The sequence below is a fragment of the Anaeromyxobacter sp. PSR-1 genome (assembly GCF_000964525.1).
Taxonomy (GTDB): domain Bacteria; phylum Myxococcota; class Myxococcia; order Myxococcales; family Anaeromyxobacteraceae; genus Anaeromyxobacter.
Genome location: NZ_BAZG01000042.1, coordinates 1 through 19,691 on the forward strand (window position 1 = coordinate 1; position 19,691 = coordinate 19,691).

The 19,691-nt window shown below is 75.2% G+C and carries 14 protein-coding genes; 8 read left to right on the top strand and 6 right to left on the bottom strand.

Annotated elements, in window-relative coordinates:
- Window positions 1–1,169: GDSL-type esterase/lipase family protein (locus PSR1_RS09015; protein WP_152643330.1), on the top strand; the 1,169-nt coding region annotated here is incomplete at its 5' end.
- A 56-nt stretch (window positions 1,170–1,225) separates the two neighbouring features.
- Entirely contained in the window at window positions 1,226–1,861 is a 636-nt protein-coding gene (locus PSR1_RS09020) for a MarC family protein (protein ID WP_059437273.1), read from the top strand.
- 195 nt (window positions 1,862–2,056) lie between these two features.
- On the opposite strand, the gene acs is transcribed toward PSR1_RS09020, so the two are convergent.
- Together acs and PSR1_RS09030 are read right to left on the bottom strand one after the other, a co-directional pair.
- Complete coding sequence (acs, locus tag PSR1_RS09025) at window positions 2,057–4,012, bottom strand: acetate--CoA ligase (RefSeq protein WP_059437274.1); 1,956 nt, start codon at window positions 4,010–4,012, stop codon at window positions 2,057–2,059.
- 162 nt (window positions 4,013–4,174) lie between these two features.
- Entirely contained in the window at window positions 4,175–6,613 is a 2,439-nt protein-coding gene (locus PSR1_RS09030) for a DUF3536 domain-containing protein (protein WP_059437275.1), read from the bottom strand.
- A gap of 133 nt (window positions 6,614–6,746) precedes the next feature.
- Here PSR1_RS09030 and thiD point away from each other — a divergent pair, with 133 nt between their 5' ends.
- Window positions 6,747–7,532, top strand: a complete 786-nt coding sequence (gene thiD / locus PSR1_RS09035; RefSeq protein ID WP_059437276.1) for a bifunctional hydroxymethylpyrimidine kinase/phosphomethylpyrimidine kinase — start codon at window positions 6,747–6,749, stop codon at window positions 7,530–7,532.
- Window positions 7,533–7,546: 14 nt separating this feature from the next.
- Here thiD and PSR1_RS09040 read toward each other — a convergent pair whose 3' ends face one another.
- Window positions 7,547–7,879 carry a SaoD/DsrE family protein gene (locus tag PSR1_RS09040; protein ID WP_012525874.1) on the bottom strand — a complete coding sequence of 111 codons (333 nt, stop codon included), beginning with the start codon at window positions 7,877–7,879 and terminating at the stop codon, window positions 7,547–7,549.
- The gene (locus PSR1_RS09045; RefSeq protein ID WP_059437277.1) at window positions 7,876–8,232 is read right to left on the bottom strand and encodes a DUF732 domain-containing protein; all 357 of its coding nucleotides are present in this window, start codon (window positions 8,230–8,232) and stop codon (window positions 7,876–7,878) included. Before PSR1_RS09045 ends, PSR1_RS09040 begins: the two co-directional genes overlap by 4 nt.
- Window positions 8,233–8,304: 72 nt before the next feature.
- On the opposite strand from PSR1_RS09045, the gene purT reads away from it, so the two are divergent.
- From purT to PSR1_RS09060, 3 genes are all read left to right on the top strand, one after another.
- Window positions 8,305–9,468 carry a formate-dependent phosphoribosylglycinamide formyltransferase gene (gene purT, locus PSR1_RS09050; RefSeq protein ID WP_059437278.1) on the top strand — a complete coding sequence of 388 codons (1,164 nt, stop codon included), beginning with the start codon at window positions 8,305–8,307 and terminating at the stop codon, window positions 9,466–9,468.
- A 178-nt stretch (window positions 9,469–9,646) separates the two neighbouring features.
- A complete protein-coding gene (locus tag PSR1_RS09055) occupies window positions 9,647–9,892 on the top strand; it encodes a hypothetical protein (RefSeq protein WP_059437279.1) in 246 nt (81 codons plus the stop codon).
- Window positions 9,893–9,993: 101 nt separating this feature from the next.
- Window positions 9,994–10,989, top strand: a complete 996-nt coding sequence (locus PSR1_RS09060) for a class I SAM-dependent methyltransferase (protein WP_059437280.1) — start codon at window positions 9,994–9,996, stop codon at window positions 10,987–10,989.
- Window positions 10,990–10,992: 3 nt separating this feature from the next.
- Here the strand turns inward: PSR1_RS09060 and PSR1_RS09065 are convergent, their stop codons facing one another.
- A complete protein-coding gene (locus PSR1_RS09065) occupies window positions 10,993–13,632 on the bottom strand; it encodes an AsmA-like C-terminal region-containing protein (RefSeq protein ID WP_059437281.1) in 2,640 nt (879 codons plus the stop codon).
- 202 nt (window positions 13,633–13,834) lie between these two features.
- Between PSR1_RS09065 and pepF the strand changes: the two genes are divergently transcribed.
- The gene (gene pepF / locus PSR1_RS09070; RefSeq protein ID WP_059437282.1) at window positions 13,835–15,766 is read left to right on the top strand and encodes an oligoendopeptidase F; all 1,932 of its coding nucleotides are present in this window, start codon (window positions 13,835–13,837) and stop codon (window positions 15,764–15,766) included.
- A gap of 1 nt (window position 15,767) precedes the next feature.
- Here pepF and PSR1_RS09075 read toward each other — a convergent pair whose 3' ends face one another.
- Window positions 15,768–18,029, bottom strand: coding sequence for a hypothetical protein (locus tag PSR1_RS09075; RefSeq protein ID WP_059437283.1), 2,262 nt, complete (start codon window positions 18,027–18,029; stop codon window positions 15,768–15,770).
- Window positions 18,030–18,190: 161 nt separating this feature from the next.
- Between PSR1_RS09075 and cls the strand changes: the two genes are divergently transcribed.
- On the top strand, window positions 18,191–19,651 hold the full coding sequence (gene cls / locus PSR1_RS09080; RefSeq protein ID WP_059437284.1) for a cardiolipin synthase: 1,461 nt from the start codon (window positions 18,191–18,193) through the stop codon (window positions 19,649–19,651).
- Window positions 19,652–19,691 lie beyond the last annotated feature (40 nt).

Sequence of the window (19,691 nt, forward strand, 5' to 3'; positions counted from 1 at the left end):
CCCGCCCCCGGCCGCCGGGCCGACCGGCGTTCCTGCCGGTGGCGCTCTCGATCGCGACCGTCCTGGGCGCGGCCGGCGCGGTGGCGTGGGAGCGCACCCCGGCGCGCCGCGCCCGCGCTGCGGCGGCCCGGGCGGCGCGGGCCGGACCCAGCCCGCACGGCGGTCCCCTGCACCCGGCACGCCTCCTCTCCCGCGGCGCCCAGGTGGCCGCCAGCCGCCCCGGCGCCGGGGTCCTGGTGGACGGCGTCTACCGCGGCGACGCGTGGGCGGGCGGCGTCCCCACCCCGGCGGCGCCGGCCTGGGCCGCGCTCCGCATCGGCCGCGGCCCGACGCGCGTGCTCCTCTCCTGGACCTCCTCCCACAACCACGACTACCGCGAGCAGCAGTACGGCGCGCCGGTGGACTACCGCATCGAGACCTCGGCCGACTCGCGCGACGGGCGGGACGGCACCTGGCGCACCGAGGTCGAGGTCCACGGGAACCCGGTGCGCAGCCGCGCCCACGCGCTCGACTTCGCCGGCCGGCGCTGGGTGCGGCTGGTGGTCACGGGGCTCGCGCCCGGCGTGAACCGGTGGGGCCTGTTCCTCGACGAGATCGACGTCCACGATCTCTCGCTCGGCGGCGACGACGTCTGGGTGTTCCTGGGGGACAGCATCGGCGCCGGCGTGTTCGACCGCGCCCCGGCGCACCGGCCCAGCTTCGCCGACGCGATCGCGCGGGCCCACCCCGGCTACCAGCCCGCCATGATCGACGCGGGGTTCTGCCGCGCCCGGACCTGGGAGGTGGCCGAGCGGATCGACGAGGTGCTGGCGCTCAACCCGGACGCGAAGGTGTTCGCGATCGTGCTCGGCGCCAACGACGGGGACCTGGCGCGGCTCCGCGCCGGCCTCGAGCGGATCGTGGAGCGCGTCCGGGCGGCCGGGCGCATCCCGGTGGTGGCCCGCATCCCGTTCCAGACGCGCTACGGGTACGACTGGGTGGCGCAGAAGAACGCGGTGGTGGACGCGGTGGTGGCGGAGCACGGGCTGCTGCCCGGGCCGGACCTGTACGCGTGGTTCCGCGATCGCCCGGACCGGCTCGCCGACGGGCTCCACCCCGACGCCGAGGGATCGGTGGCGATGAGCCGGCTGTGGGCCGAGGCGGCCGCGCCGCTCTACCCGGCGCCGTAGGCCGCGCCGGACGCGCGGTGGCGGCGGCGGCCGGGGCGTGCTTCACTCCCGCGCGCATGAAGCCCCTGCTCGACTACGGCCTGCTCGTCTTCGTATCGATGTTCACCATGATGGGCCCGGTGGGCGTGCTCCCGCCGTTCGTGTCGATGACCTCCGGGCTGTCGGGGGACGAGGCGCGGCGGGTCGCCCGGCGCGCGACCGTGACCGCGCTCTGCGTCCTGCTCGTGTTCGCGCTGGGCGGGCAGCTCGTCTTCCGGTTCTTCAACATCTCGGTGAACAGCCTGCGGGTGGTCGGCGGGATCATCCTGCTGCTGGTCGGCTACGAGATGCTCCAGGCCCGCCCGTCGCGGACCAAGCACGACGAGCCCGACCCGGAGGGCTACGCCGAGGACATCGCCATCACGCCGCTCGGGATCCCGGTGATCGCCGGCCCCGGCGCGATCACCACCGTGATCATCTTGATGAGCGAGGCGCACGACCTCGCGCGCAAGGCCGTGCTGCTCACCGTGCTGCTCGGGCTGCACGTCCTCACCTACGCCATGCTCGTCTCGGCGAAGCCGCTGCTCGCGTTCCTCGGCCCCAGCGGGAACAAGGTGCTGGTCCGGATCATGGGGCTCATCGTGATGGTGATCGCCGTCGAGTTCTTCTTCGCCGGCCTGAAGCCCATCGTGCAGGACATGCTGCGGCACTGATCCCGAATCCCGACCCAGAGTCATCGTGACGCACGCCATGACGCGCCGCGGGGCCCGGCGGCGCAGATTCCGCCGTGAGTCCGGTTGGTTGCGCGCGCCGGCCATGACGCGCCACCGCGTCGCGCGCCCGCGACCACGAACGACTCTGGGTCGGGGCGCGCGCCGCGCGAACGACTCTGGGTCGGGAGGCGGGGCCTAGTCGGCCATCGTCGACACGTCGCCGGGGTCCTGGCCCATCTCGACGGCCTTCAGGTAGCGCCGCATGATCTTGCCGGAGCGGGTCTTGGGCAGGGTCGCGCGGAGCTCGACGTCGGACGGGGTCGCGATGGGGCCGAGGTCCTGGCGGACGTGGTCCTTCAGCGACCCGACGACGCCGGGGCCCTCGGGGATGCCCTTGCGCAGCACCACGTACGCCTTGATCCGCTCGCCCTTCACCGGGTCGGGCAGGCCCACCACCGCGCTCTCGGCCACCGCCGGGTGGCGGAGCAGCGAGCCCTCCACGTCGGCGGTGCCGATGCGGTGCCCGGCCACGTTCAGCACGTCGTCGGCGCGGCCGAGCACGGCGAAGTAGCCGTCGCGGTCCTTCACCGCGATGTCACCCGCCGTGTACACGCCGGGGATCTGCGTCCAGTACTTCTCGTACCGCGCGTGGTCGTTCCACACGGTGCGCAGCATGTACGGGAGCGGCTTGCGGATGACGAGCAGCCCGCCCTGCCCCTCCGGCACCGGCTTCCCGCCCTGGTCCACGATGGCGACGTCGGCGCCGGGCATGGGCTTGCCCACCTTGCCGGGCCGCGCGTCGAAGGTGGGCAGCGTCCCGAGCACCGGGGCGGCGATCTCGGTCTGCCACCAGTTGTCCACCACCATGCCCTTCGACTGGCCCACCAGGTGCTGCTGCGCCCAGTGGTGCGCCTCCGGGTTGAGCGGCTCGCCGGCGCAGGCGATGAGCCGCAGCTTGCGCAGGTCGTACTTGGCCGGCGCGTCGCCGCCGTGGCTCATCCACATGCGCACCGCGGTGGGCGCGGTGAACATGACGTCCACGCCGTAGCGCTCGCACAGCTCCCAGGTCACCTCGGGCGACGGGTAGTCGGGCACGCCCTCGCGCGTGAAGATGGTCGCGCCGACGGACAGCGGCCCGTACACGATGAACGAGTGGCCGACGATCCACCCGATGTCCGAGGTGGACCAGTAGATGTCCTTGTCGCTGATCTGGTAGTAGGCGCGCGCCAGGTAGGTGGTGCCCACCAGGTAGCCGCCGGTGGTGTGGACCACGCCCTTCGGCTTCCCGGTGGTGCCCGAGGTGTAGAGGATGAACAGCGGGTCCTCCGCGTCCATCGGCTCGGGCGGGCAGTGGATGGCCGCCGCGTCCTGCACGTCGTAGAAGTCGTGCTCGCGCTCCGACTCGAACGTGAACGGCGCGTCGCCGGGCCGCGAGCCGCGGCGGTGCACCACCACGTGCTCCACCGAGTACAGGTCGCGCACCGCCTCGTCCACGGTGGGCTTCAGCGGGATCTTCTTCCCGCGCCGCAGCGTGAAGTCCGAGCAGATGACGACCTTGGCGGCGGAGTCCTCGATCCGGCTGCGCAGCGCCTGCGTGCCCATGCCCGCGAACACCACCGAGTGGATGGCGCCGATGCGCGCGCACGCGAGCATCGAGATGATGCCCTCCGGCGTGAGCGGCATGTAGATGATGACGCGGTCGCCCTTCTTGACGCCCAGCTTGCGGAGCGCGTTCCCGAAGCGGCCCACCTCGCGGTAGAGCCGGTTGTACGTGTACGTGTGCTCCTCGCCGTCCTCGCCGACCCAGATCAGCGCGGCCTTGAGGCGGCGGTCGCCGAACACGTGGCGGTCGATGCAGTTGACGGAGGCGTTGAGCTTCCCGCCCACGAACCACTCGTGGCGCGGCGGATCGAAGCGCATCACCTCCTCGAACGGCCGCATCCAGTCGACGAGCTTCGCCTTCTCGCGCCAGAACGCCTCGGGCTCCTCCTCCGCGTACGCGCGCTCGATGGCGTCGTTCGCGACGTGGGCCCGCTGCGCGAGCCACACCGGCGCCTTGATGGTGCGCTCGTCGGTGGACAGCGCCTCGATGGCGGCGCGCTGCGCCTCGGTCAGATCGGGGAACTTGGGATCAGCGGTCTCGGTAGCCATGCGTGCACCTCTGGGGTACGCGACGTGGTTTCGGTCGCCCCCACGAGAGGTGGGCGCCGCGTGGCCGTCGGGAGGGAAAGGACGTCGATGCTAGCCGAGCCGCCCCCGGGGTCCGCAAGGGGCGCAAGCGAGGAATCCGACGTCAGGACGCTGATTCCGGAGTCAGGCAAGGTTCGCGAACCCGGCCCGCGCCAGCAGCGTCCCCTCGTCGAACCAGAGCCTCCGGGCCAGCTCCTCGGTCGCCTCCCGGTCCAGGGTGACCATGGCCGAGCCGGCCCACGCCCAGATCCGGTTCTGCGCGTTCCACAGGTCGAGCCGGAGGCCCAGCCGCTCGGCCAGGCTCAGGATCCCGGCGAGCTCCGCGGCGCGCGCCGCCGGCGCCTGCCCCGCCACCAGCGCCGAGATGCGCTCGTCCACCAGCTGCTCCACGTCGCGCCGGACCGCGTCGAGGTGCAGGTGCGCGCCCAGCCGGCGGGCCAGGTCCACCGTGGCCGAGAGCTCCGCCTCGGCGGCGGCGAGGTCCACCTCCCCCGTCCGCGCCGCGCCGGTGACGCGGAGCACGCGGGCGGTGAGCGTCACGTCCGCGGTGACCCGCAGCGGCCCGGGCACCGGCGAGTCGAGCTCGCGCAGGAACTCCATCAGGCGCCGGTTCTCCTCGAAGATCTCGCGGTAGCCCTCCTCGTAGCGGCGCAGCGTCCCCTCCAGCAGCGTGCCCGCCACGCGGCGGCGCTCGTCCAGGAACAGGTCGCGCAGCCCGTAGTCGCGCCCCGGGAAGAACCGATCCACCGCCCGCAGCAGCTGCACCAGCGACTGCGCCGGCGACCGGGCCAGGAGCACCTCCTCCAGCTCGGCGAGCTGCTCCGGCCCTCGGTAGGGCGCGAGCCCGCAGCGGAAGTCGGCCGCGCCGAAGTGGAGCACGCAGGCGACCGCGTCGAGGGTCTCGCGGGTGAGCGCGCTCTCGAGCTGGAGCCGGCACAGCGCCACCGAGACCGGCCCGGCCGCCGCGGCCCGGCGCCCCTCGACCCGGTACGCGTAGCAGAACACCCAGCCCGCGTCCGGCACCGGCCGCACCGACGCGGCGATGGCGAGGTGGGCGCCCACGCCCTCCAGCGAGACCACGCTCGGCTCGACCAGCCGCCGGAACACCTCGCGACCGTTCTCCAGGGCCGGGTCGTTCGAGGGCGCGGCGGCGAGCGCGCGCTCCAGCCCCGGCTGCAGGTCCACGCCGGCCACCTCGCGGGCGAGCTGCACCGCGCGCGCGGCGTACCGGAGCACCTGCACCGTCTCGATCCCCGACAGCTCGGAGAAGAACCAGCCGCAGCTCGTGAACATGAGCTGCCCCTGCCGCTGCATCTCCAGCAGCCGCAGCGCGCGGACGACCTCCTCCGGCGAGACCGCCCGCCCCGCCTCGCGCCGCACGAAGTCCGGCGCGTCGCGGCGCTCCGGGTCCACCAGCACCTCGGCGTATCGGTCGCGCGTCCGCCACGGCTCGGGCAGCAGCCCCGCCGCCTCGCGCTCGTAGACGGCGTCGAGCGCCCCGCGCAGCCCCTCCAGCGCGGTCCGCAGCGGCGCGCGCCAGGCCTGGCTCCAGCCCTCCGCCCCGCCCGCGCTGCACCCGCAGTCCGAGCGCCAGCGCTCCACCCCGTGCGCGCAGCTCCAGGAGGACCCCTCGGCGATCTCCGCCTCCCACTCCGCCGGGATCCGGTCCAGCGCCTGGCCCAGGTTCACCAGCTCCACGCCCGGCCGCCGCGCCAGCTCGCGCAGCGTCGCGGCCAGCACCTCGTCGCCGCCCTTCTTGTGGTGGCCGAGCGTCTCGCCGTCCACGGCGACGGTGAGCAGCTCGTCGTGATCGCGGCCCGCGTCGAACCCGCCCTCCAGCCGGTCGAGGAGCGCCGCGGCCGAGCCGAGCGCCTCGCCGAACGCGAGGTCCCGCGCGATGTGGCCGTCGTAGAAGAACACCGTCAGCTCGCGCGAGCCCGCGCGCACGCGGTACGGCCGCGTCGGGTCGAAGCGCGCGCCGGTGGCGTCCACCCACTCGCCGCCGGGCGGCCGGACCCGCACCGCCTGGTAGGGCGACAGGATCGTGAACCGCAGGCCCTCCCCCGCCAGCGCCTCCAGCGTGGCCGCGTCGGCGGCGGTCTCGGGCAGCCAGAAGCCCTCCGGCTCGCGGTGGAAGCGGCGCCGGAAGTCGACCAGGCCCCAGCGGATCTGCGTGAGCCGGTCGCGGGGCGAGGCGAGCGGCAGGATGGCGTGGTTGTAGCCCTGCGCGAGCGCGTTGCCGTGGCCGCGCAGCTCCAGGCTGCGCGCGTCGGCCTCGAGGACGCGCGCGTAGGCGTCGGGCCGGTGGCGCTCCAGCCAGGCGAGCAGCGTGGGGCCGAAGTTGAACGACAGGTGGAGGTAGCTGTCCACGATGTCCACGATGCGGCCGCGCCCGTCCTTCAGGCGCGCCGCGCCGTTCGGCGCGTAGCACTCCACCGCGATCCGCTCGTTCCAGTCGTGGAACGGGTCGGCCGAGTCCTGCACCTCGATCGCCTCGATCCAGGGGTTCTCGCGCGGCGGCTGGTAGAAGTGCCCGTGCAGGCAGAGCAGGCGGCGGGACATGGGTCCGACCATGGTAGGCGCGCCCCGGCGTGGCGCGACTGCTCGTCGGGGCCGTCCCGCTCCGCGCGCGGCCCCTCGTTCGGCCCCCTGCGCGCCCGCGCGCCGGCCGATCCTGGGCTATGGTGCGCGCACCATGAAGGTCGCCCTCACCATCGCGGGCTCGGACTCCGGCGGCGGCGCCGGCATCCAGGCCGACCTCCGCACCTTCGCCGCGCACCGGCTCCACGGCACCTCCGCCATCACCGCGGTCACCGCGCAGAACTCGGTGGCGGTGACGGCCTGGGTGGCGCTCGAGCCGGCCATGGTGGTCGCGCAGATCGAGGCGGTCGCGACCGACATGCCGGTCGCGGCCACCAAGACCGGGATGCTGGCGAACGCGGCGATCATCGGGGCGGTGGCCGACGCCGCGGCCCGGCTGCCGCTCGGGCCGCTGGTGGTCGATCCGGTGATGGTCGCGAAGAGCGGCGACCGGCTGCTCGACGCGGCCGCGGAGCGCGCCTACGTGGAGCGGCTCTTCCCGCTCGCCGCCATCGTCACCCCCAACCTGCACGAGGCCGAGGCGCTCCTGGGCCGGCCGGTGCGCGGGCTCGCGGCGATGCGCGAGGCGGCGCGCGACCTCCACCGGCTCGGCGCGCGCGCGGTGCTGGTGAAGGGCGGCGAGAGCGTGCCCGGCGCGGAGGACGTCTTCTTCGACGGCGCGCGGCTGGAGGAGATCCCGGGCCCGCGCATCGACACCGCCAACGTGCACGGCACCGGCTGCACGCTCTCCGCCGCCCTGTGCGCCCGCCTCGCGCTCGGCGACGCGCTGCTCGACGCCGTTCGCGGCGCGAAGGCCTACCTGGTCGAGGCGCTGCGCCGCTCGTACACGGTGGGCAAGGGGCGCGGGCCGGTGGACCACCTCCACCCGCTCACCCGCTAGCCGCGCGCCACCGGTCAGAGCGTGATCACCTGGTCGAGCTTCGCGCCCGAGAGCGCCTTGTACAGGTCCGGGAAGCAGCCGATGGGGATCCCCTCGATGAGCCGGTCGGCGATGGCGCGCTGGTAGCAGCACTGGTCGCAGCCCATGAGCAGCATGCCCGACTTGCGCGCCACCGCGGCGAGCCGCTCGCCGGTGGGGTTGCCCTTCACCAGCAGGTAGGTGTTGTCCACGAAGAAGAACATCCCGACCACGGTCGCGCCGTGGCGGCCCTCCTCCAGCTGCGGGACGATCATCTTCTCGAGGATGTACGACGCGTTCGGCGTCGAGAACACGTAGGCGACGTTCAAGCGCTGCTCCCTTCCGGCTCGGCCGCGGCGGCCCGTACCGCGGCCGCGACCAGGTCCGCGCGATCGAGGTGGACGGGGTGCACCCCGGTCACCTGGGCCCGAAGGAGCGCCGGCGTGAGCTCGCCGGGCGGCGTGCCCGCCTCGAGGAGCGCGCAGGCCGCCTCGGCGTAGGCGAGGAGCGACGCGCAGGTGGTGGCGCGAAAGCGCGCCCGCCGCGCGGCGCCTCGGCCGGGCCACAGCCCCACCCGCACGCGCAGGCGCTCGCCGCCCTCGGCCTGGCCCGTCCGCGCTGCGCCGTCCAGCGCGGCGGCGTGGCGCAGGTCCGAGACGAGGTCGGCGACGGAGCGTGGCACCGCGGATACTTGCCGCCGGTGCACGGTGCGTGCGGTTCCCTGACGGGTACGGGGCGCGTACACTCCGCCGCCATGCGAAAGAAGATCCTGCTCCTCGGCTCCGGCGAGCTCGGCAAGGAGTTCACCATCGCGGCGCAGCGCCTCGGCCAGGAGGTGATCGCGGTGGACGCCTACGACGGCGCGCCCGCGCAGCAGGTGGCGCACGCCCGCGAGGTCGTGAGCATGCTCGACGGCGCGGCGCTCGACGCGCTGGTCGCGAAGCACCGGCCCGACGTGATCGTCCCGGAGATCGAGGCCATCCGCACCGAGCGGCTGCAGGCCTACGAGGCGCAGGGCGTCCAGGTGGTCCCGAGCGCCCGGGCGGCCGCGTTCACCATGAACCGCCGGGCCATCCGCGACCTCGCCGCCCGCGAGCTCGGGCTCGCCACCGCGCGCTACGCCTACGCCTCCACGCCCGAGGCGTTCCGCGCCGCGGTCCGCGAGATCGGGCTGCCGTGCGTCGTCAAGCCGCTCATGTCCTCGTCGGGCAAGGGGCAGAGCGTGGTCCGCGCCGAGGGCGACCTCGAGGGCGCCTGGGCCTACGCCATGTCCGGCACCCGCGGCGACCTCCGCGAGGTGATCGTGGAGGAGTTCATCCCGTTCGAGTCGGAGATCACGCTGCTCACCGTGACCCAGCGCGGCGGCGAGACGCTCTTCTGCCCGCCCATCGGCCACCGCCAGGAGCGCGGCGACTACCAGGAGAGCTGGCAGCCGCACCCGGTCCCGGCGCCGCTCCTCGAGGAGGCGCGGCGGATGGCGGGGGCGGTGACCCGCGCACTCGGCGGGGCGGGCATCTTCGGCGTCGAGTTCTTCCTGGGCAAGGACCGGATCTGGTTCTCGGAGCTGTCGCCGCGCCCGCACGACACCGGGATGGTGACGCTCGCCGGCACGCAGCCGCTGAACGAGTTCGAGCTGCACCTGCGCGCCGTGCTCGGCCTGCCCATCCCGCCCATCGCGCTGGTCCGGCCGGGCGCGAGCGCCGTCATCCTGGCCCACGGCACCGGCGCGCCGGTGGTGCGCGGGCTGGAGGCGGCGCTCGCCGAGCCCGGCGCGGACGTCCGCATCTTCGGGAAGCCGGCGCTGCGCCCGCACCGGCGCATGGGCGTGGCGCTCGTCTCGGGCGCGCCCGGCGACGACCCGCGCGCGCTGGTGGAGCGGGCCAAGGCGGTCGCCGCCCGCGTGTCGGTCGATCCGTAGGACGCCTGTCGCCGCGGCGACGGCGCGGGCGCCGCCGAACGCGTCGCCGCGCGCCCACGCGAAGCGTGTCCCCGGCGACACGCCGCGGGAAAACGCGCGCCGCGGCGGCGCGCGCGGGCGGGCACGCGCGGTGCAGTACCGGGGATCGCCTTCGCAACCCCAACCCCGGAGTCGCACCATGTTCGAACGCGCCGCCTTCCTCGCCCTCCCCGCCGCGCTCGCGCTCCTCGCGGGCGCCTGCTCCAGCCGCTCCGACGCGGCGGTCCCGCCGGCCCCCGCGCACGCGGCCGAGGCCCTCCCGGATCCCGTCGCCGTGCCCGCCCCGGCCCCCGTGCCGGAGCAGGCCGGCTTCCGCCCCGCCGAGCCCGAGCCCCAGCCCAGCGCCGAGGAGATCGCCGCCTTCCAGGCGCCGGTCCCGAAGTAGCCTTCGCCACGCGCCGCCTCCCCCGCCCGGCGCGGGGGAGGTGCGCACCGGGCCCGCCGCGTTGCGCCCTCCCCGGCCCGGGGTTAGCCTCGCGCGCGTCCATGCCCGCCGATCCCGCGCGCCTCGAGGCGCTCCGCCAGGCGATCCTCGCCGAGGCCGCCCGCCTCGCCCCCGCCAGCCTCGAGGCGCTCGCCCGGCCCGCCCCGGTGCCGGCCGCCGGACTCCTCCCCCTCGCCGGAGCGCTGCTGCCCGACCGCGAGGCGGTGCGCGGCTGGCTGGAGGCCGCGCTCGCGGCCCCGCGCCCCGGGGCCGGGTTCGCCCGGGATCCGGCCGGCGACCTCGCCGCGCGCCTCGCGGCCGCGCTCCTCGCCCGCAACCAGTTCCTGCCCATCGGCGCCCGCGAGGAGGGCCGCCTGGCCGGGCTCGTGGCCGGCGCGCTCCGGTCCGCCGCGGCCGCGCTCGCGACGGCGCGCACCGAGGCGGCGCTCGCCGAGGCCCTGGCCGCCGGCGCGGAGGCGTTCCGGGCGGATCTCGCCGCCTTCGTGGCCGCGCTCGCCGCCGGCGACGCGGCGCCCGCGCTGCGCGAGGTGGTCTCCGCCGAGTACGGCCCCGAGCTGCAGCTCCGCGTGCTCGGGCTCGATCCCGGCGCGCTGCTCCCGCCGGTGCTCGACCTCGGCTGCGGCCCCGGCGCGCGCCTGGTGGGCTGGCTCGCGGCGCGCGGCGTGGACGCGCGCGGCGTGGATCGCGTCGCGGAGCCCTCGGAGCGCGTGCAGCGCGGCGACTGGCTCACCGTCCCGCTCGCGCCCGGCAGCCTCGGCACGATCGTCTCGCACCTCGGCTTCTCGCTGCACTTCCTCCACCACCACCTGCGCCCGGGCGACGAGGCGCTCCGCTACGCGCGCCGGTACATGGAGCTGCTGCGCGCGCTGCGGCCCGGCGGCACGTTCGCGTACGCGCCGGGCCTGCCGTTCGTGGAGGCGCACCTCCCGCCGGATCGCTGGCGCGTCGAGACGACGCCGGTGCCGGCGCAGCCCCCGGCGTCGCCCGGCGCGGCGGCGCTGCCCTGGTACGCGTGCCGCGTCACGCGGACGCGGTAGCGCCTACCGGCCGAACAGGCCCTTCAGCTTCTTCCGCGCCTCCTCCTCGAGCTGCTGCTTCCGCTTCTGGGCCTCGTCGCGCGCCTTCTGCTCGGCCTGGGCCTTCTGCTTGTCGAGGTCGGCGCCGGCCGCGCCGGCCTTGTCGCCGAGGAGCTTCCCGGCGGCCGAGGTCGCCGCCTGCTTCGCGATGGCCTGCACCGCCGCGTCGAGCGCGAGCCCGTCGAGGCGCGGGCTCCAGGCCGGCCCGGACAGGTTGAACGTCACCGGGATGGGCGCGCTCATCTTCGCCCGGCCGCCGGTGATCTTCGCGATCACCTCCGGGCCGAGCTCCAGCGTCGTCGGCATCTGCAGCGTGCCGTCGAGCCGCACGCCGCCGTCGAACGAGAGCGCGTTGTCCCCGGTCTTCACCGTGATGGGCTTGGTGAGCTTCGCCACGCCGTTCGCGATCTGGAACGCGAACCCGAGCTGCTTGCCGAGGCTGGTCGATCCGCCCTCGGTGACGCGCCCGCCCGCGAACGGCAGCTTCGAGGCGATGGGCGCCGCCACCGCGGCGACGAGGTCCTTGCCGAAGAACGCGCCGTCGCGCAGGTCGCCGGTGAGCGAGCCGGTGGCGCTCTGCTTGATGGGGTCGAGCGAGGTGCCCTTCCCGGTGAGCTGCAGCGCCGCGTCCAGCTTGCCGCCGAGCACCTTGCGCTTCGAGAAGAGCGCCAGCATCTGCTCGCCCTCGACGCCCTTCATGGTCACGTCGATCTTGAACGGGTCCTCCGGGTGGGCGAGCTTCACCGCGGTGCCGGCCGCGGACACGTTGCCGCCGAACGCGACCAGCCGCGCCTCCTCCAGCGTCACCGCGTCCTCCACCACCTTCACCTTCAGCACCACGTCGCGCAGGTCCTGCTGCTTCATGCGGAGCAGCCCGAGGCGCACGCTGGCCGTCCCGGAGAGCCCGGCGAACGCCTTCGGGTCGAGCGGCTTCGAGGCCTCGGCCCCCTTCGGCGGCGCCGGCGCCGGCTCCGGCGCCGGGATGAGCAGCCGGTCGAGGTCGAGCTTCTGCCCGGACAGCTCCGCGTCGAAGCGGGTGGTGGGCCTCTCCTTCGTGCCGCCCAGGGCGACCTTGGCCTTCCCGGCCAGCGCGTCGCCCAGCAGGTCCAGATCGAGCCGCGTCAGCTCGACCTGCTGCTCGGCGCCGGCCTTCCGGTAGGTCCCGGCGGCGCGCGCCGACATGGGATCGCCCGGCTTCTTGGCGACGGAGCCGCCCGGCCGCAGGTCCACGCCGGCGAGGTCGGCGCTCGCGTCGAAGCGGACCACGCCGCCCTGCTGCGCCAGGTCGGCGCGGGCCACCAGCGCCATGGGCGCGCCGGCCGCCTTCGCGAGCTGCCGCGGGATGGCGAGGTGCACCGGGCCGAGATCCACCCGCAGCTCGAGCGACTGCGCGGCCTGCCCGCCCGAGCCCTTCAGCGACAGCCCGATGGGCCCGGCCACCACGTTGTGCCCGAGCTGCTTCCCGAGCGGCGGGTAGTAGGCCGTGAGCGCGGCGAGGTCGAGCCCGCGGGAGACGATCTCCAGCCCCTCCACGCGCGGCGCGTCGCCGCGCAGCCCGGTGGCGGCGCCGTGGCCGGTGAGGCCCACCGGCCCGGCGGTGAGCTCGAGCTTGCCGATGCGCAGGTCGCCCTTCTCGGCGTCCGCGTCCAGGTCGGCGTCGAGCGACGCGTCCAGCTTCTTGCCGCCCTCCTGCCCCGCGAACGCGAGCTGGTCGGCGCGGAAGCCGCCCTTCACCGTGGTGCGCCCGCTGCCGCCCGGCACCGCCGCCCCCAGCGCGACCGCCAGGTCGGCCTGGAAGCGGCCGCCGCGGAACCCGGCCTCGCCGGGCACGAACGGCGCCAGCGGCCCGAGGTCGATGGGCTGGACCTTCAGCGTCAGCTGCTCGGGCGTGGGCACCAGCGTGGGCGGCAGCGGCGCCGCCTTCACCCGCAGCTCCAGGTTCTGCGCCTTCGCCAGCACCGCCGCCTTCAGCACGACCTCGAGCGGCCGCCCGGCGCGCAGGTCGCGCACCTCGACGTCGAGGTCGTCCACGTACAGCTCCTCGGCGCCCTTCACGCTCCGGTCGAGGAACGCGATGCGCGCGTTCTCCACCGCGGCCCGGTCCACCCGCACCGCCGAGAGATCGGCCGGCTTCTCCTCGCCCCTGGGCGCCTGGGGCTCGGGCTCCTTCGCGGCGGTCTCCTCCAGCCGCTTCGCCACGCGCTCCAGGTTCGTGGTCCCGTCCGGGAAGCGGATCACATTCACCCGCAGTCCGTCCACCACCGCCTCGCGCACCGTCACCCGCTTCCCCGCCGAGAGCAGCGCCCCGAGCAGGTTCACCTCCACCTCGGCGCGATCCAGCGTGGCGAGCGGCCGGTCCTCGCCCTCCCCGGCCCCGACCGAGACGCCCGCGATCCGGACGCCCACCCCGCCGAGCAGGCGGGTCTTCACGCTCTCGACGGCCACCGGCCGGCCGAGCTGCTGGGACAGGCGGTCCGTCTGCTTGCGGACCTGCGAGAGGAGGATGCGGTCGAGGAGCAGCACGCCGGCGATCCCCAGGACCACGACGACGGCGACGGCGACCCCGAGGACCTTCGGCCAGCGGCGCGAGCGAGCGGGAGACATGGCCGGAGGCTACGTCGGAGCGGGCGGGTTGTCAGCACGGAGCGTCCTGGCGCCGGGCGGCGCCCGGCGCGCGTCCGCGCGCGGGCCCCGGGCGAGGCGGCGGGCGGGGAGGTGGAAGGCACCCCTGCAAGTCCGTGCCGGCCCGGCCGGAGCATGGCAGGCTGGGTGGCTTCCTCGCCGACACCTCGCCCGGAGCGCCGCCGTGCACACCCCGATCGCCCTCCTCGCCGCCCTCTCCCTCGCCTCGGCCCCCGCACAGCCGGCGACCAGCCGCGCCCAGGTCCCGGACCGCTACAAGTGGAAGCTCGCCGACCTGTTCCCGAGCGACGCCGCCTGGGCGACGGCGCGGGCCGACCTGGCGAGCCGGCTCCCCGGCTTCGACCGGCACCGCGGCCACCTCGGCGACTCGGCCAAGGCGCTCGCCGACGCGCTCTCCGAGATGGGCGCGCTGCAGAACGCGCTCGACCGCGTCTACGTGTACGCCTCGGCCCGCGCCGACGAGGACACGCGCGAGCCCGGGCCGCGCGCGATGCGCGCGGAGGCGGAGCGGCTCGCGGTGGACGTGCAGGCGGCGCTCTCCTGGGTCCGGCCGGCGCTGCTGGACCTGCCGGCCGACACGGTGAAGCGCTTCCTGGCCGAGGACCCGCGCCTGCGCGAGTGGGCGTTCTTCCTCGACGACACGCTCCGCTGGAAGCCGCACACGCTGCCGGCCGGCGAGGAGCGGATCGTGGCGAAGACCGGCGACCTCGACGGCGCCGGGCGCGACGTGCACTCGGTCCTGCTCAACGCCGATCTGCCCTTCCCGACCGTGAAGCTCTCCACCGGCACGGTCCGGCTGGACCAGGCGGGCTACGAGCGCTCGCGCACCAGCCCGGTGGCCGCCGACCGGGAGAAGGTGTTCCATGCCTACTTCGGCGCGCTGAAGCAGTACGAGCGGACCATCGGGACGGCGCTGTACGCGCAGGTCAAGGCGCACCTGTTCGAGCGCGACGTGCGCCGGTTCGACTCGTCGCTCGCGGCCGCGCTGTTCCGCGACAACGTGCCCACCGGCGTGTACGAGCGGCTGGTGGCGGACGTGAACGCGAACCTCCCCACCCTGCACCGCTACCTGAAGCTCCGGCAGCGCATGCTGGGCCTGCCGAAGCTGCGCTACGAGGACCTGTACGTGCCGCTGGTGAAGGCGGTGGACCGCCGCTACGACGTGGACCAGGCGGTGGCGCTCACGCTCGACGCGGTGAAGCCGCTCGGCGACGCGTACGTGTCGAAGCTGCGGGCCGGGTTCCAGGGCGGCTGGACCGACTTCCTCCCGGTGACCGGCAAGCGCGCCGGCGCGTACTCCACCGGCGTGTACGGCGTGCACCCGTACCAGCTCCTCAACTTCAACGGACAGTGGACGGACGTCTCCACGCTGGCGCACGAGGCCGGCCACTCGATGCACACGGTGCTGGCGTTCGAGAAGCAGCCGTACGCGACCTCGAGCTACGCCACGTTCGTCGCCGAGGTCGCCTCGACGCTCAACGAGAACCTGCTGTTCCGCCGTGCCATCCGCCAGGCGAAGGACGACGGCGAGCGGCTGGCGCTGCTCGGCAACCGGCTGGAGTCGCTGCGCACCACGCTCTTCCGCCAGACCATGTTCGCGGAGTTCGAGCTCGCCATCCACCAGCTCGCCGAGAAGGGCGAGGCGCTCACCGGGGAGAAGATGAGCGCGCTGTACCTGGGTCTGGTGCGCAAGTACTACGGGCACGACCTCGGGGTCTGCCAGGTGGCCGACCTCTACGGCGCCGAGTGGACGTACATCCAGCACTTCTTCCACTACGACTTCTACGTGTACCAGTACGCGACCAGCCTGGTCGCCTCCACCGCCATCGCCCGGGCCATCCGCGAGGACGAGGCGCAGGGGCGCACCGGGGCGCGCGACCGCTACCTCGCCATGCTCGCCGCCGGCGGCTCGCGCTACCCGGTGGACCTGCTGCGCGAGGCAGGCGTGGACATGACCACGCCCGCGCCGTTCGCGGCCGCCATGGAGGAGATGAACGCCACCATGGACGAGATGGAGCGGATCCTGAAGCGGAGCCCGGGCGCGGCCGGCGGGCGGGCGGCGCCCGCGAAGCCGGCCGCGAAGCCCCGCCGCTAGGTCAGCGGCCCGGCACCACCGGCGACACGGCCGGGGGCGGCGCCTCCGGCGCGTGGGGCGCGAACGGCCACACGTGGGCCCGGCGCGCGAGCCCGAGGCCCACGAGCACCGCCAGCAGGGCGAGCCAGACCAGCCGGCGGCGCGCCCGCGCCCTGCGATCCTCGTAGGGATCGTCGAGCGTGCGCCGCGCGCCGGGCGGCAGCGCTGCCGCGTGGGTCAGCGCCGCGCCGAGCGGCACGTTCACCTTCACCCGGCCGTTCACCGCCCAGCCGTTCGCGTCCAGCACCGGGCCGATGTTCCGCTGGCGGAGCTTCAGCCACGCGATGAGCATGGACGGGCCCGAGATGACGAGCAGCACCCCGAGCACCGCGACCAGCTTCGCCCACCACGGCTCGAGGCCGACGAAGCCCGACACCAGCCCGCCGAGCAGCGTGCCGATGGCGCCGGCGCCGACGCCCAGGGCGGCGATGATGCCGACCATCTTGCCCACGTCCACCGCCGCCGGGACGGGCGGCTTCCCGCCGGTGGCCGCGCCCACCCCGGCCTCCGCGCCGGAGGCGAGGCGCGCCTCGGAGGCCTTCTCCTTGGCGGCGGCGAAGCGCGCCACCTGGTCCTCGATCATCCGCAGGAACTTCTTGTACGGCGAGAAGAACGCCTGGCGGATGGAGATGGGGTTGTCCACGATCTTCACGATGGTGGCGTCCCAGTCCCGCCCCTGCCGGTCGTAGAACAGGCCGTTCCGGCCGACCATCAGGTAGTCGGAGTCACCCTGCGTGAAGCAGGCCGCGATCTTCATGGCCTCGCCGCCCGGGCGGCGGCAGTCGCAGTACGCGAGGTACATGCGCGAGTGGGCCGCCAGCACCGCGTGCGCGCCCGGGTCGTCCACCCGCACGCACAGGTCGCAGCTCCGGCCGTCGAGGTACAGCGTGCCGGCCTGGAACACCGCCGGCCGGCGCGGGTCGTAGAAGTCGGCGAACGACACGAAGTTGCGGAGCAGCAGCGCCAGGTCGCGGTGGTAGTGGACCATGCGCACCACGTCGCCGATGGCCGCCTCCTCCGCCTCGAGGGCGAGGTCCCGCGCCACGAGCGCCTCGACGGGCCCCTTGCCCATGGCGAGCAGCGCCCGCACCCGCGGCACCCCGAGCCGCTCCACCGCCTGCGCCGGCCTGGCCCCGAGCCACGCCTGGTACGGCAGGAAGCGCGCCGAGACGAGCTCCCACTCCTCGGCCGTGAGCGCGCCCTTGTCCGCGCCGAGCACCGGCGCGACCACCTTCTCGCGGAGCGCGGCGAGGGCCGCGGCCCAGGCCGGGTTCACCGGCCCGCCGAGCGCGAGCGGCCGGCCCGGCTCCACGCGCGCCAGCGGGAACGCGGCCACCTCCTCGCGCGACCGGGCCAGGTCGCGGGCGGCGAGCGCCACCAGCTCCGGCTCGGACCGGTTCATGGCCACCGCGGCGCGCGGGTCGAGCGCGGCCAGCCGGCAGCGGACGAAGTGGTCGTCCACCTTGTCCTTTACCGCGTGGAACGCCTCCCACGCCGCCGCGGTCGCCTCGCCCAGGAACGCCACGTCCGGCGCCTCGCCGGCCCGGGCCCAGGCGTCGAGCTTCGCCAGGTCCTCGAAGAACGCGTCGAGCCGCTTGCGGTCGATGCCGGGCTTGCCGCTCCGGTCGCGCTCGCTGCCGGCGCAGGCGATCGCGTCGGCGATGGCCTGGCGCACCTCCGGATCGTCGGCGGTCTCGGGCGGCACCACCCCGTCGCCGTTGAAGCGGGTGCTCTCGTAGAGCTTGGTGAGGTCGGCCACGTCGGCCGGCAGCACCGCGGAGGCCTCGGGCTTCCCGAGGTGGAACAGCACCTGGCGCGCGGCGCCGAGCAGCACGTGCCCGGCCGGCTTCGCGGCGTCGATGTCGGCGAGCGGCAGCGCCTCCCCGCCCCGCAGCAGGGACTCGAGGTCCACCAGCCGCTCCTCGCACCAGCGCAGCGCCGCCAGCACCTCGGGCGCGCGCACGCGGCCGTCGTGGTCGAGGTCGAGCAGCTCCAGCGTGCGGGCGTCGAGCTCCAGGCCCCGGGTCGGGCAGGAGAGCGCCACCCAGAGCTTCTGGTCCAGCTCGGCGAGCCGGGCGAGGTCCTCGCCGGTCTCGAGGTACGGCTGCTCCAGGCCGCCGACGCGGTAGAAGCGCCACCGGTGCGGGCCGGCGCGCTGCTGCGGCGCGCGGGGCGCGGACGGAGTCGGCGGCGGGGCGGGAACCGCGGCGGCGGGCTCGGACATGGACTCCCCCGGTGCAGGCGGCCGGCGCGCGGGCGCGCGACGGCGGAACACGCTCGGTTTTACCCCATGCCGCAGGGGGTGGGTACCGCGCGGTCGGCCGCAGGTGGGCCGGTGGGGCGAGCGCCGGCACGCCCGGCCGGTCCCTGTGTAGAATCGCGAGGATGTGGACCCCCGACCTCGCGCTGCTCGACGCGCTGCCCTCGCCGGGCGTGCTCGGGGTCCTCGAGGCGGCCTGGGTCGTCGTGGCGAGCTGCTGGATCCTGCTGGAGCGGCGCTCCCCCACCGCCACGCTGGCGTGGATCCTGGCGCTCGCCGCCATGCCGGTGGTGGGCGTGGCGGTGTACCTGGTGGTCGGGCCCCGGCGGCTCGACCGCAAGAAGCTGCGCCTGAACGTGCTGAAGCGCGCCCGCGGCGCGTACCTCGAGGCCTGGGACCGGGCCACCGCGCGCGACCTCTCCAGCATGGGCCAGCTCGCCCGGCTCGCCATCCGGCTCCAGGCGCCGCCGCCCGAGACCGCGCGATCGGTCGTCCTGTTCGCCGAGGGCGACGACTACTTCGAGGCGGTGGAGCGCGACGTCGCGGCGGCGCGGCACCACGTCCACCTCGAGATGTACATCTTCGAGCGCGACCGGACCGGCGCGCGCGTGCTCGCCGCCCTCGCCGCCGCGGCCCGGCGCGGCGTGCAGGTGCGGCTGCTGGTGGACGACGCGGGCTCGCCGCGGCTCGGCGCCGCGCTGCTCGCGCCGCTGCGCGAGGCAGGCGGCGAGGTGGAGCGGTTCAACCCCATGCTCGCGTCGCGGCTCCGCGGCGGCTCGGCCAACTTCCGCACCCACCGCAAGATCGTGGTGTGCGACGGGCGGGTGGGCTTCACCGGCGGGATGAACGTGTCGGACGACCAGAGCGTCGCGGCGACCGGCCCGGCGGCGTGGCGGGACACCACGGTCCGCGTCGAGGGGGCCGCGGTGCACGGCCTGCAGCTCACCTTCCTCGAGAACTGGGCGTTCGCCACCGGCAAGACCGGCTCGCCGCTGCCGCCCGGCGCGCTGCGGCCGTACTTCCCGGACGAGCCGCCCGGGTCGCACGAGGTGCAGATCGTGCCGTCCGGCCCGGACCAGGACACGTCCACGGTCGGCCACCTCCACGTCGCGGCCATCGGCGGCGCGCGCGAGCGCGTGTGGATCACCACCCCGTACTTCGTGCCCGACGAGGCGATGCTGGCGGCGCTGACGAGCGCCGCCCTCCGCGGGGTGGACGTGCGCCTGCTGCTCCCGCGCCGGACCGACTCGCGGGTGGTGGACGCCGCGTCGCGCACCTACCACGACGCGCTGCTCGCCGCCGGCGCGCGGATCTGGCTCTACGGGCCGCGCATGCTCCACGCCAAGACCTGCCTGGTGGACCAGGACGTCGGCATGGTCGGCACCGCGAACCTGGACAACCGCAGCCTGCGGCTCAACTTCGAGGTCACCGCGGTCCTGTACGGCGCCCCCGCGGTGCAGGCGCTCGCGGCGCTGTTCGAGCGCGACCTCGAGGTGGCGCGGCCCAAGACCACGCGGGAAGCCGACGCGCCGTTCCTCTCGCGGCTGGGCGCGAGCGCCGCCCGCCTTCTGGCTCCGCAGTTGTGACGAGGCTGCGCCCTCGCCCCGCGCCCTGAGGTCGCGGAAG